This window comes from Rhodoferax lacus (assembly GCF_003415675.1).
Taxonomy (GTDB): domain Bacteria; phylum Pseudomonadota; class Gammaproteobacteria; order Burkholderiales; family Burkholderiaceae_C; genus Allorhodoferax; species Allorhodoferax lacus.
This window is the reverse complement of record NZ_QFZK01000056.1, coordinates 1-1022: the sequence shown is the minus strand read 5'-3', so window position 1 is coordinate 1022 and position 1022 is coordinate 1. Positions and strand designations below refer to the sequence as shown.

General features: G+C 60.3%; 1 protein-coding gene. It reads right to left on the bottom strand.

What is annotated here, in order from left to right; translation table 11 throughout:
* Positions 1-1022: elongation factor Tu (gene tuf, locus DIC66_RS22750; RefSeq protein ID WP_117180458.1), on the bottom strand; the 1022-nt coding region annotated here is incomplete at both ends.

Sequence of the window (1022 nt, the reverse complement as noted above, 5' to 3'; positions counted from 1 at the left end):
TCACCAGGCATGACCATTTCCTTGCCTTCTGGCAACTCGATCGCACCGGTCACGTCCGTTGTACGGAAGTAGAACTGGGGACGGTAGTTGTTGAAGAACGGTGTGTGGCGACCGCCCTCGTCCTTGGACAAGACATAGATCTCGCCAGTGAAGTGGGTGTGGGGCTTGATCGAAGTGGGCTTGCACAGCACTTGGCCGCGCTCGACTTCTTCGCGCTTGGTGCCGCGCAGCAAGATACCGACGTTGTCGCCAGCCTGGCCCTGGTCCAGCAGCTTGCGGAACATTTCCACGCCGGTGCAGGTAGTCTTGAGCGTGGGCTTGATACCCACGATTTCGATTTCTTCGCCGACCTTGACCACACCGCGTTCGATACGGCCGGTCACCACGGTGCCACGGCCAGAGATCGAGAACACGTCTTCCACGGGCATCAGGAATGCGCCGTCGACTGCGCGCTCGGGCAGGGGGATGTAGGTGTCCAGTGCGTCGGCCAGCTTCATGATGGCGCCTTCGCCGAGTTCACCCTTGTCGCCTTCCATGGCGAGCTTGGCAGAGCCGTGGATGATGGGGGTCTTGTCGCCGGGGAAATCGTATTTGTCCAGCAGCTCGCGCACTTCCATTTCAACGAGTTCGAGCAGTTCGGCGTCGTCCACCATGTCGCACTTGTTCAGGAACACGATGATGTAGGGAACACCCACCTGACGGGCCAGCAGGATGTGCTCGCGGGTCTGAGGCATGGGGCCGTCTGCAGCGGAACACACCAGGATGGCGCCGTCCATTTGGGCAGCGCCAGTGATCATGTTCTTCACATAGTCGGCGTGTCCGGGGCAGTCCACGTGGGCGTAATGGCGGTTGGCCGTTTCGTATTCCACGTGGGCGGTGTTGATGGTAATGCCGCGGGCTTTTTCTTCCGGAGCTGCATCGATCTGATCGTAAGCCTTGGCAGAGCCGCCAAACTTGGCTGCCAGCACCGTGGTGATGGCTGCAGTCAGCGTGGTCTTGCCGTGGTCAACGTGGCCAATGGT